The sequence below is a fragment of the Wolbachia endosymbiont of Dactylopius coccus genome (assembly GCF_977011065.1).
The window spans coordinates 895,836-908,495 of the sequence record NZ_OZ347065.1 but is presented as its reverse complement, the minus strand read 5'-3'; the positions used below and the strand labels follow the sequence as shown (position 1 = coordinate 908,495).

Annotated in this window: 9 protein-coding genes and 1 tRNA gene; 2 read left to right on the top strand and 8 right to left on the bottom strand. The window is 35.4% G+C overall.

The window, feature by feature from the left end; all coding sequences use genetic code 11:
* The first annotated feature begins 11 nt into the window (after positions 1–11).
* The gene (locus ACWHVF_RS04905; protein WP_447933218.1) at positions 12–3,173 is read left to right on the top strand and encodes an ankyrin repeat domain-containing protein; all 3,162 of its coding nucleotides are present in this window, start codon (positions 12–14) and stop codon (positions 3,171–3,173) included.
* 32 nt (positions 3,174–3,205) lie between these two features.
* Here ACWHVF_RS04905 and ACWHVF_RS04900 read toward each other — a convergent pair whose 3' ends face one another.
* From ACWHVF_RS04900 to ACWHVF_RS04875, 6 genes are all read right to left on the bottom strand, one after another.
* A complete protein-coding gene (locus ACWHVF_RS04900; protein ID WP_064125267.1) occupies positions 3,206–3,625 on the bottom strand; it encodes a YqaA family protein in 420 nt (139 codons plus the stop codon).
* Between the two features lie 6 nt (positions 3,626–3,631).
* Positions 3,632–5,005, bottom strand: coding sequence for a cysteine--tRNA ligase (gene cysS, locus ACWHVF_RS04895; protein WP_064125266.1), 1,374 nt, complete (start codon positions 5,003–5,005; stop codon positions 3,632–3,634).
* Entirely contained in the window at positions 4,998–5,654 is a 657-nt protein-coding gene (locus ACWHVF_RS04890) for an exopolysaccharide biosynthesis protein (protein ID WP_447933217.1), read from the bottom strand. The genes cysS and ACWHVF_RS04890 overlap by 8 nt, the downstream gene beginning before the upstream one ends.
* A gap of 97 nt (positions 5,655–5,751) precedes the next feature.
* Positions 5,752–6,408: an exopolysaccharide biosynthesis protein gene (locus ACWHVF_RS04885; protein ID WP_064125264.1), complete on the bottom strand. Its 657-nt coding sequence runs from the start codon at positions 6,406–6,408 to the stop codon at positions 5,752–5,754.
* Positions 6,409–6,574: 166 nt separating this feature from the next.
* Positions 6,575–6,742 (bottom strand): twin-arginine translocase TatA, encoded by a 168-nt coding sequence (gene tatA / locus ACWHVF_RS04880; protein ID WP_006013840.1) that lies wholly within the window; start codon positions 6,740–6,742, stop codon positions 6,575–6,577.
* A gap of 128 nt (positions 6,743–6,870) precedes the next feature.
* Complete coding sequence (locus ACWHVF_RS04875; RefSeq protein ID WP_006280146.1) at positions 6,871–7,644, bottom strand: ABC transporter ATP-binding protein; 774 nt, start codon at positions 7,642–7,644, stop codon at positions 6,871–6,873.
* Between the two features lie 148 nt (positions 7,645–7,792).
* On the opposite strand from ACWHVF_RS04875, the gene ACWHVF_RS04870 reads away from it, so the two are divergent.
* Positions 7,793–7,869, top strand: a tRNA-Arg gene (locus tag ACWHVF_RS04870).
* An 868-nt stretch (positions 7,870–8,737) separates the two neighbouring features.
* Here ACWHVF_RS04870 and lepA read toward each other — a convergent pair.
* Both lepA and ACWHVF_RS04860 read right to left on the bottom strand, forming a co-directional pair.
* A complete protein-coding gene (gene lepA / locus ACWHVF_RS04865; RefSeq protein ID WP_064125508.1) occupies positions 8,738–10,534 on the bottom strand; it encodes a translation elongation factor 4 in 1,797 nt (598 codons plus the stop codon).
* A gap of 79 nt (positions 10,535–10,613) precedes the next feature.
* A complete protein-coding gene (locus ACWHVF_RS04860) occupies positions 10,614–12,017 on the bottom strand; it encodes a malonyl-CoA decarboxylase (protein WP_064125507.1) in 1,404 nt (467 codons plus the stop codon).
* Positions 12,018–12,660: the final 643 nt, after the last annotated feature.

Sequence of the window (12,660 nt, the reverse complement as noted above, 5' to 3'; positions counted from 1 at the left end):
TGAGGTTGAGGATGCTTGAAACTTATCCTGCTGGAGGGGCGAAAAACTTTATTCATGGTATTGACTATCAAAAATTGTGGCTAATGCTGTTTTTTAGACGTGCAGTGAATAGAAAGTACTTTTTCCGCTTAGCCACTGAAATGAGTTCGGCTGCAGGTTTTGACGATATTGTTTTCCGGTATGAGCAAAATGGGACAACAGTATGTATGCTTATACAAGTTAAACATAAACAAGATGGCAGCAAGAAGATCTGTGTAGGCGACTTATTGACAAAAAGTGGTGAACTTAACTTAGTAAAACATTTTGCTGCCTTTTTAGAAATTCAAGGTAATGAAGAATTCAAGGATAAAATAAAGGATTTTTTTATTGTTATAAATGTTGATTTTGACTATGAAAGTCTAGCAAGCAAGGGAATTACAGTTGAAAAAATAGAAACACAGGATGAGTTTCTTAGTATAGGTAACAGTGCAAGATATAAGCTTAAAGATTTAAAAGGTAATATTGCTCAATACTTGAAGCAAAGCATGGCTTCTATGAAAGATAAATTAAGTAAGAAAATAAGCAATGGTAAGAAGATAAGCGATGAAGAAATAGATAAAGGAATAAAAGACTTTCTGAATAAGCTAGTGTTTGCAGTGAATTTGCCTAATGAAGTTGAGCTTGGTGAAATCATTAAAAATGAGCTAGGCAAAGAATTTAATAATATCGATAAAAAGAACGTTTATGGTCGCTTTCTGGTAGAAGTTCTGGATTGGATGAAGGCAAGAGAGGGAAAGTTTCTATCACATGAAGAAATAAATGAGTTTTTTGAAAAAATAAGAGAGGAAATTTTAGGAGCGATTTGGTTTGGCATAATAGAGCCAGTGGCATCTTTTACTGGTAGAGGCAGAGTATTAACAGCTCTGCATAATGTGCTACAAAGAAGTGCAAAAAAACAAGCGGTGATATCGCAGGTTGCCTCTATTAGTGGTCTTGGAGGGGTAGGTAAGAGTGAGTTAGCTAGGAAATATGCTTACAAATATGGAAAGGATTATTACGGTAATGTTATATGGATAAGTGCTGAAAACTCTAAGACTATGGAAAGTTCTTTTTTGGACTTAGCTAAAGATGATAAACTAGGCATTTCTCCCCAGGATAAGTACGGAAATGACAAGATGATAGAAACTATTGTTAAAGAAACATATGCTTTCTTTGCAAGAAGGGGAAGGAAAAGCCTATTCATTTTTGATAATGCTGAAGGGTATAAAGATATTAGTAAGTTTTTACCGCTCTCCTTGGATAATAAGCCCTATATTCTAATTACCTCTCGTAATAAGGATTGGGGAATATCAGAAGATGAAGGAGAGATAAAAACAATACAGTTAGGTGTATTCAAAGAAACGGAGGCTTTGAAGTTTGTTAAGAGGGCTTTAAATATAAGAAATAATTTACAAGATGAAGAAATAAAAAACCTAACAGAGGAATTACAATATTTCCCGTTAGCTTTAAAACAAGCAGCTGCATATATTAATGAAAAAAATGTTGTACTAAGTTATAGGGGTAAAGAAAAAATTGGTGTTAGTGACTATCTGAAAAGATATGAAGAAGAGGCAAAAAAGCTGCTTGATTTTGAACTCAAAAATAAAAGTGACCGTTATACTAAAACAACATTCATAACTTGGAAAATTACAATTGACGCTATAGCACAAAAAGAATGTGGTTTTGAAGCTTTGAGTATTCTGGAAATAATGGCCTACCTTGCTCCTGACAAGATTCGTATAGAAGAAATCTTTTCAAAATTAATAGCAGATGATGAAGAAAAGCTGTGGAATGCTGTTAAGTTACTCGATAGATATTCAATGATTGACTTAAAAGAGGGAGTGGCAAACATTCACAGACTAGTGCAGAAAGTAACTGAATTGAATTTACAAAAGGAAGGCCGAGAAGAAGAAGTTCTCAGAAAAGCCCTAGAATTAATAAATAGTGGTAATATAGTAAAAGATAGTACAATTCATGTTGCATCTGTTTGGGGATATGCAAGTAAACACAGTGGGTTAATTGATGATTTTTATTTTGACTCGGTTTATACCTACCAGGAAATTTCTTATACGGAGATAAGTACCCCTTTGCATTTACTTGCTGAGAATGGTAACTATAAAGCAATTAAGGCTCTATTAACACATATAGAAAAAGAACATTCAAGTAGTTTTAATAACGTTATTAATGCTAGGAAAAATTATGGTAGGACAGCACTACACGTTGCTGCTAAAAATGGGAAATTGTATGTAGTAAAATACCTAATTAGTAAAGGTATTGATATTAACTCCAGAGATGAAGCTGACTGGACTCCTTTGATGTCAGCTGTTTATGGTGGAGAATTGAATACAGTAAGGTACCTAATTGATGTAGGTGCTGACATTAATGCCAAGAGCAGACTTTGCAGTACTTCATTGCACTTTGCTGCTGATAGTGGAGAATTGGACATAGTAAAGTGCCTGGTCTTTAAAGGTGCTAACGTTAACGCTAAGAACATAGATTGTAGAACTCCATTGCACTTTGCTGCTGATAATGGAAACTTGAGTGTAATAAAATATCTTATAAGGAAAGGAGCTGATATTAACGCTGAAGATGAATATGCTAACATCCCTCTATACTTTGCTATTCGGAATAGAAAATTGGAAATAGTAAAATATCTAGTTGATAAAACTGATATTAATAATAAATATAATGATACTCTATTGCATTTGGCTGTTTGTAGTGGAGAACTGGATGTAGCAAAGTATCTCGTGAGTAGAGGGGTTGACATTAATGCTAAGAGCAAGTTCCTTCCATTACATCTATCTAGTTTACGTGGGCTGGATATAGTAGGATATTTTGTTAAGAAGGTTGCTAGTGCTGAGGGTGGATATTATGAAACTCCACTACACTATGCTGTTTTTCATGGAAACTTAGAAATAACAGAATATCTTATTGAAAAGGGTGCAGATGTTAATGCCAGAAATAGAAATAGTGATACTCCACTACACCTCGCTGCTATGAATGGAAAGATTGATGTAGCAAAAGTACTACTAAAACACAACGCCGATGTTAACGCTAAAAATAATGAAGGAAGAACAGCATTACATTATGCCACTGATTTCAATCATAGGGACCTTGTGGAATTGCTTTTAGCTCATGGTGCATCCATCCTATGACTTGGGCTTTAATAGCTGCAGTACTATGGCTGTTATACTCCAAAAGTAAGTATTAGATATAACAAATAGAGGAAATTAGATAGAATGATTAAAGGGACAAGGATATAAAGGTTTAACTTAAAATAACCTGATAAAATTTGAATCACACTTCCAAGTGCTGGCACCCATGAAAGTAATGCAACTGCACAAATCAGTAGATTTCTTACGATTTTTGGTGTTTTATGCTCGTTCTCTAGTTTGTGGTATGATTTTCGTATAGAGATTGTTATTTTACCTAAATACCAGTTAACTATTCCACCAAGGCTTGATCCTAGTACTCCAAAAAATAACATAAGTAGTGGAGTGTAATACGACCTAAAATAAAGCATCGTATTGAACACAAAACCTTGATGTATGGGTAAGACTAATGATGATACTAGACTATCTGTGAATAACAGAAAGTAATTTTCCATATGAGTTTACCAGGTTGTTGTACCATCTTCATTGTCAGAAATTGTAATCCCCATTTGTTTCAACTGGTCCCTTATTTTGTCTGCAGTATTATAATCTTTATTTTGTTTTGCTGCTCTTCTTAAATCTATCAACCTTTCTATTTCTTGATGATTTACATCCACAGCAAACCACTCTTGATAACTTGACTCAAGAAGACCAATAAATCTGGCACTCTTAATAAGACTTTCAGTTAATTTAAGCTTTTCACTTTCATTACTCATTTTGTTGATTTTTGCAGCCATTTCATGTAATATAGCTAGAGCTTCAGGAATGTTTAAGTCGTTTTTTAAAGCGTCTATAAAATCTTTAGAAATCTCTGCGTTACTTTCATCAATATTTGTTGTATCTAAACCACGTAATAACCGATAAAATTTGTTTAAGGTTTCCTGTGCATCAGAAATAACGTTTGCTGTCCAATCAAGTGGTTTTCTGTAGTGAGTTTTGAGCAGTGCATAGCGTATTACTTCACCCTTTATTCCACTATCTAGCAAATCCCTTACTTTGACTATATTAAATAAGGACTTGCTCATTTTCTCTTCATTTACTGTAAGAAAACCGTTATGTATCCAGTATTTTGCAAACATTGATCCAGCAAATGCAGACTTACTCTGTGCAATTTCATTTTCATGGTGAGGAAATTGTAAATCTATGCCGCCACCATGAATATCAAAATCTTTGCCAAGATAAGCATATGACATTGCTGAGCATTCTATATGCCATCCAGGCCTGCCCTCTCCCCATGGGCTATTCCAATAACTTGAAAGTTTGTAGTCAATATCACTTGCAGGCTTCCACAGCACAAAATCTCCCGGGTGCTTTTTATTTTCATTAACTTCAACTCTGCTACCTGGAACCAATTCATCAGTTTTTTTTCCTGATAAAGCACCATATCCATGGTAAGATTCTATATTAAAATACACGTGTTTGTCAGATTCGTAAGCGTGGCCTGATTGCAGTAAATGTTCAATTAATTTTATAATATAATCTACGTTTTCCGTTGCTTTTGGTTCGTATGTTGGTTTTTTACAATTTATGCTTTCCATATCATCATGAAAAGCTTTAATGTAATATGTGGTTATACTTTCTATGTTGCTATTTTTCTCACTTGCTGCATTAATTATCTTATCATCAATGTCGGTTATGTTACGCACGTAGGTAACTTTGCCATAACAAAACTTAAGTAGCTGAAATAACACATCATACACAACAACAGACCGTGCATTGCCTATATGTGCTGTATCATATACTGTTGGTCCGCAAACATACATTTTCACATGATCTTTAGCGATTGGTGTAAAAAGTTCCTTTTTTTTTGTTAAGGTATTGTAAAGCCTAACCATATACGAAGCTTTTGAGAAAAGAAAATGCCCCAATGATAAGTTGTGGCCCTTTGACTACTACAACAAGAGTAAGCAATAGCCCACACAATGATATTAAAACTCCTAATATGGATAGAAACCCATCTTTACTCATAATGCCAAGCGAAATAAGAGTCGTACCAATTGCAGGAATAAAGTTGGTAAGAGGCAATGGAAGAGCTATCGATAATGCAGAAAGCAGCATTATAAAAGCTAAAATCTTTTCACCGGGCCCATAGAAAATAAAAGACATTCTTGGTTTCATGAACTTTTCTATTTTTTTTAATACTGGAGAAGTTTTTTCCACCACGAGAGCTAGTGTTGAACGCTGAAAAGATCTTCTTTCTAGCCAACTGGGCATCCAAGGAGAATCAAATCCAAATAGAAGCTGCAGTGAGAATAAGATTAAAGGTATAGAAAGAATAGTTGTATAACCAGGTGGAACCGGTATAGGCACCGATAGCGGTAAGGAGAAGATGATTATTAAAATACCAAAACCGCGCTCATGCAAAGCTGCTTTAATGTCAAACAAAGTTACTTTATCGCTATCATTGTTATTGGTATCTGCAACCTCTTTTAGAATATCAGAAGCTAATTTTTTGTTTTCGGTCAGTTTCTTACTTTTTTGCACAAGTTACTCTTTAATACAACTATTCTTTCTAACTAACATAATTATTGCCATATTTCAATATGCATTATTCATTTTGCGCTAGTAATTCGTTCTTTTGTTAAAGTGTTGCAAAGCTTTTAAGAAGAGAAAGTGCTCCAGTTATAAGTTGTGGTCCTTTGACTATTACAACAAGAGTAAGCAACAACGCACACAATGACACTAAAACTCCCAATATGGATAGAAACCCGTCTTTACTCATAATGCTAAGTGAAATAAGAGTTGTGCCAATTGCAGGAAGGAAGTGAGTAAAAGGTAATGGAAGAGCTATTATTATTGCACAAAGCAACATCATAAAAGCCAGAATCTTCTCACCAGGCCCATAGAAAATGAAAGACAGTCTTGGCTTCATGAATTTTTCTATTTTTTCTAATACAGGGGAAGTTTTCTCTACCACAAGAGCTAGTGTTGAACGCTGAAAAGATCTTCTTTCTAGCCAACTGGGCATCCAAGGAGAATCAAATCCAAATAGAAGCTGCAGTGAGAATAAGATTAAAGGTATAGAAAGAATAGTTGTATAACCAGGTGGAACCGGTATAGGCACCGATAGCGGCAAGGAGAAGATGATTATTAAAATACCAAAACCGCGCTCATGCAAAGCTGTTTTAATGTCAAACAAAGTTACTTTATTGCTATCATTGTTATTGGTATCTGCAACCTCTTTTAGAATATCAGAAGCTAGTTTTTTATCTTTAGTTAGTTTCTCACTTTTTTGCACAATTATCCTTTAATAAAATATTCCTCCTAAGCTAACATAGTTGTTGCTGTATTTCAATATTTGTTATTTATTTCATACCAACACTTCATCTCTTTCATTCTTTAACCTGACTAAGTTTTTAAACAGATGACATGCACTAAGGTGCATGTCACGAAGTATGAGGACGCTAACGATCTGGTTCGTTAGACGATAATTTTTCTGAGTCCTTAAGCTCCTGTTTAAGGTTTTTGATGCCTTTTCCTAAATCACCCATAACTTGCGGTAATCTGCCTGCACCAAACAGAACTAAAATTATTATTAAGACTAGAAACAATTGCCATGGTCCTAAACTCATTTTCACCTCCATTTAAAATATTGACCTTTAAATATTAAAACTTGACTGAAGTCAAGTAACACATAGATTATATCACCTTTATTTAATTATAAATCAAGGTTTTTTAATTATTTTATAACAATCCCAAACTAGATTATTTTCTTGCAGCGAATAAGTGGAAACTTTTCGCTTAACTGTAGAGTAGAAGAGAGCTCACTAAAAAACTTTGCTAGCGTATCGTCTTTAGGCTTATGGTATATATCGCTAGAAACTCCTGATTGAATAATTTTACCATTTTTCATTACGTAGATAAAATCTGCAACTTTCAATGCTTCTTGCGGGTCATGAGTTACCATTAGCACAGGGATATTTTTACTTCTGAAAAGGGACAATATATGTTGTCTTATTCGGCACTTGAGCAGTATATCTAAATTAGAAAATGGTTCATCTAACAACACAACATCAGGGTTTTGTGCCATCACTCTTGCTATTGCAACTAATTGTTGCTGTCCTCCAGATAAGGCGTTAGGGTACATATTTTCGTATTTTTCTATATTGAGTAACTTCAAGATTTCCAATGCAATTAGGTGCTTTTCTCTCTTGGAAGAGCTGCGGATAGCAAAGGTTATATTTTCTACTACTGTTTTATGAGGAAATAATGCAGAATGCTGAAAAATCAATCCGATATTTCTATGTTCTATAGCGACTGATGCCTTATTGCTTGCAACTAACCTATCATTTATAAAAATAGTTCCAGATTTTGGATTTTCTATCCCTGCAATTAATTTCAAAATTGTTGACTTGCCACAGCCAGAATGCCCCAATAAACATGCAACATTTCCTTTCTTTACTTTAATGTTTATATTGCTTAAAGCAAAGTCGTTTTGATTGTTATAGAAATAACCAATGTTGTTAACTAGCATTAATCTTACTTAAACCATGTTATTAAATATAATAGCATTATACTCAAGAAGTACAGAAATGTTTCTTGTCGTCATAAATTGGTTATGCAAGAAGTCTAGAAAAGAGAAGGATTTTTTGCTATAACTTTACATAAATGGTAGGAAACACGGGACTATAGCTCAGCAGGATAGAGCGTTGGACTCCTAATCCGAAGGTCGTGCGTTCGAATCGCACTAGTCCCACCACATTGCTTCACAAATTTCATGAAGATTTTTTTTCACAAATACACACACCTATTCCAGTGTCAAGCGCTGGAATCTCGGCAGCCCCTACGTCATACCGCCGCGGTATCTCATCCGCTAACAAGAGATCCCGCTAACACGTAGCGGAATTACGATTGTCAGGCCAGCGCCCCTATGATGTCATCCCAGTGCCCTGACTACTTGGATCCAGGAAACTTAGTTGCAAGTAATGCATTGGGTTTGGTGAGTATGGGTTTTGCGTTATAGAATGAAGCACTTTTGGTGAATTTATAAAGAAAGCTGGATCCCAGTGTCAGCTACTCGGATGACACCCTACTAGCAGAAGTTACTCTCAAATGTTTGTTCATGTTAGCTACAAACATTAAGAAATTTACCAAATGAAAAAAAAGGCAAAAGAAGCCCCGTTGGTGACTAGTTATTTATATGTACTTCAAAATATTGGCGTTTTTTATTCTAAACGCTGCAATTTAGCTGCTTTTAAATGCGACTAACCTAAATTATAAACGTTAAGAAATTTACTGAGCGGAAAAAAAGGCAAAGAAACCCCAGGGTAGCTAGTATTCAAATTCTCCCTTGTCTATTTGACGTCTTTTACTGTCTTAAACGCTTTATAAGCGCGTTTCAGCTTATATAGGTAGAAACCTAGAAGGTTTTATAAAGACATGAGGTGCACGTAGTGCAAAAAATTAAAAATAAGACGCCAACTACGTTGTTTTCTTGCTGTTTAATCTGCACAGATGAAGATAACTGAATACCTTCAGTTTCATGATAAGGGGGCTGGCGGAGTTTGTCAAGTAGTTTTTCGTTCCTAACGGTTGTTGCCAAAAACTATACAAGAAGTCTTTTAAGATCAATCACTTATCTTCAAAGCTTGAATAAAAGCATTCTGTGGAATATTTACGTTCCCTATAGAATGCAACCTTTTTTTACCCTTCTTTTGCTTTTCAAGTAGTTTCATTCTTCGCGTTACATCTCCACCATAGAGTTTAGCTGTTACATCTTTTCTATATGGATTAATCGTTTCTCTGGCAATAATTTTCCCGCCCACTGCCGCTTGAATCGCGATTTTATATTGCTGACGTGGTATTAGATCCTTCAAGCGTGCGCATATTTCACGCCCCCTTTTTTCTGCTCTGCTTTTGTGAGCGATACAAGCCAGTGCATCTACGGGTTCTCCATTAATTAAAAAGCTTAATTTATCTATTTGGCTTACCAGATAGCTGGAAATTTCCCAATCCAAACTTGCATACCCCTTGGAAATTGATTTTAATCGATCATAAAAGTCAAAAACAACTTCAGACAGTGGTAACTTATATCTTAACAATGCTGTTGTTGTGTTACCAATGTAAGATAAATCTTCCTGTTCTCCCCTTCTCTCTTCACATAATGATAGAATCTCACCTAAATATTGGTCAGGGACCATTATGGTTGCAGTAATCCACGGCTCTTTTACCATTTCAATTTTCGTTGGATCTGGCATATCACTTGGGTTATGAATATTCAAAACTTCACCACTTCGTGTTGTAACCCTATATATAACACTCGGTGCAGTTGCTGTTAGATCTAAATCAAATTCTCTCTCGAGCCTTTCTTGAATAACTTCAAGATGCAACATTCCCAAAAAACCACAACGAAATCCATAGCCTAGCGCATTTGAAGTTTCTGCTTCAAAAGTGAAACTTGCATCATTCAAATGTAATTTTTCCAGTGCTTCTCTTAAATATTTAAAGTCGTCCGTTTTATTAGGAAAAATACTACAAAATACCACAGGGTGCACTTCTTTAAAACCAGGCAATGCCTCGCTGCACGGTCTTTTCTCTTCAGTAATAGTGTCTCCCACTCTACAGTCTGCAACTTCCTTCATTGAAGCAGTGATAAAACCAACTTCACCTGCTGAGAGTTCACCTGTCATTACTTTTTTAGGAGTAAAAATACCGATATTGTCCACTTGGTATGTAGAGTTATTAGACATCATAACAATCTTCATGCCCTTTTTTAGCACTCCATTTTTAATTCGTACTAAAATTACTACTCCCAAATAAGTGTCATACCAACTATCAACTAAAATTGCTTGCAATGGAGCATTTACATCACCTTGAGGAGCTGGAAGTTTTGCTACTATAGCTTCTAATACATCCCTTATTCCAAGACCAGTCTTGGCTGATATTAAAACTGACTCACTTGCATCAATGCCAATTACTTCCTCAACCTGGAGTTTTACCTTTTCTGGATCTGCAGCAGGGAGATCAACTTTATTGAGTACAACTATTATTTCATGATTGTTGTCAATTGCCTTGTATACATTTGCAAGAGTCTGAGCTTCAACACCTTGACTGCTATCTACCACTAAAAGTGAGCCTTCACACGCTGCTAAACTTCGACTTACTTCATACGAAAAGTCAACATGACCTGGAGTGTCCATGAGATTTAAGCAATATTGATTACCATCATTTGCAGTATAGTTGAGCCTTACCGTCTGTGCTTTAATTGTAATCCCACGTTCGCGTTCTATATCCATCGAATCAAGCACTTGATTGGTCATTTCTCTTGCTTCAAGGCCGTTACATTTCTCTATTAAACGGTCAGCAAGCGTTGACTTACCGTGGTCTATATGCGCTATTATTGCAAAATTTCTTATGTTATTCATTTATGGCCCACTATACTTAATTAGTGAAACTATTTTACATTTTAAGTGTTGTGAGGGCAATCCTTTATTAAGAGACTATTTACTCCTTCAACATAGACGACACTTTTTTCGAGCAGGAAATAACCTTATTAACCATATAGTTTTCATGATTATTATCTATTTTAGGCAACTCATACAGATAATTTACCATCATTCCAGCCGACTGACTAATACCCTTTTCAGAAGTATCCGCCATCCAGTTTAGTTGTCTTATCGATGCACCATTGCTTAAATGAAAATGCGCCACCGGGTCATAAGCATTTCGATTACTATTGTTCACTTTTAGTAAATAATATACACATAGTTTAAGCAAGCATTGTTTTACTGCACTTTCACATTCAATGTTAGTTTTTAATTGCTCTGCACTTTCTAAAATTTCTGCACTAGATTGTTTTATATTTAGTTTGCCCAATAAAGTGATATCTTGGTTTAGATTGTTTTTTAGCCATTTCGTAAAGCCAGGTATTGGAGAAAGAGTTGCGTATGTTTTTATACTTTTAAACTCTTGTGATAGCTTTTCTACAACCCTTTTGATCAAAAAATTACCAAGGCTGATTCCAGATAACCCTGCTTGAGTATTTGATATTGAGTAGAATATAGCAGTGCTTGCACTACTTGGATCACTTGAAGGCACTGATTCATCTAAAAGGTGTTGGATGCTATCTGCAATCTTATTCACCAATGCAACCTCTACAAAAATTAGAGGTTCGTTCGGTATCTTGTAATGAAAAAAAGCAAAACAGAGACGATCAGAATCTAGTCTGTTTTTTAAGTCATCCCAAGAGGAAATTTTATGCACAGCTTCATATTTTATAAGTTTTTCTAGCAATGATGCAGGTGAATCCCAGGTGATTTGACGAAGATCGAGTAGATCAACATCAACCCAAGTATAGAGTATATTTTTTAATTCATTCTCTAGTGGATTCAAGCTTCTATATTGGTTCTTTAGCTTAAGCACATCAGAACGCATATCAACAATAAACTTGAGGCCTTCTGGTAAAGAAATAAATTGCTTTAATATTTTAGAACGTGGTGATTCAAGAATTTTTATTAAATCCTGCTCAAATTTATAGTTTAACTCGGGATCTTGGTTTTTCTTATACTCTTTAATTTTCTCATCTATTTCCGCTTTATTCGGATTAAATTTTTCTGCCAGGGTTTGTAGAAATTTTATTTTACCTTTCTCTGATAAGCTCAAGTACAAATTACCAAGAGATACAGCGTTCTTACGTGCTGAAACCTCCCCTCCCTTTGGGTTTAAGCACTCGTTCATCTTCAAGACTAAACTATCGATATCGCGACTGTTGCTTAAATCAGGACCGATGTTACCAATCCACGATCTTACAGCATCTGCCACTTCACCTAGTATTTTAAAAAAGCTTCTTACCGCTTTTTTGTCTTCAACTTTCACTATATCAGTTTTTACCAATGATTCTTTTGTCATAGATTCCCTTTATTATACATGGCTAATGCAAGTCAGGGTCATACCGCCGCGGTATCCCGCTAACAAGCAGCGTGATGACGAATTTGTCGTTTGTCAAATCGTCGGTAAACCCAAGTTATTTTAGCTACATATAGCTTAAGTTAAAGGAAAATTTTAGCTACATAGCAGGCACTATTACTGAATTATTAATAATTCAGTAATACAATAGACTTCTTGCACTACCTCCCAAGCCACAACTGTCATTCAGTAGAAACGAAAAACTTCCTTGACAAACTCCACCAGCCCCCTTATTATGATAATAAGGGTATTTATGACTCAAAACTTGTTTTTGACCTGCAGGCTCAATGACAAAATTCAGTAAAAAACTCAGGGTATTTATTGGCGGATTACATAAAATGTATCTGTTCAGATGCATGGCTAATGTACAAATACTGAACAAAAATTCCAGTGCTCCCTTTCTTGTCATCCCAGTGCTTGACACTGGGATCCAGATTGGGCACTAAGTTGATAAACACGAAAGCGGTTAATCCTTTAAACGTTTTTGATGGAACTGTGCGAAAGGACTGGATCCCAGTGTCAAGCACTGGGATGACACCATTTGTTGTGAACTCACTTTTACCCTATGGTCTTGCCGCTATCCTGA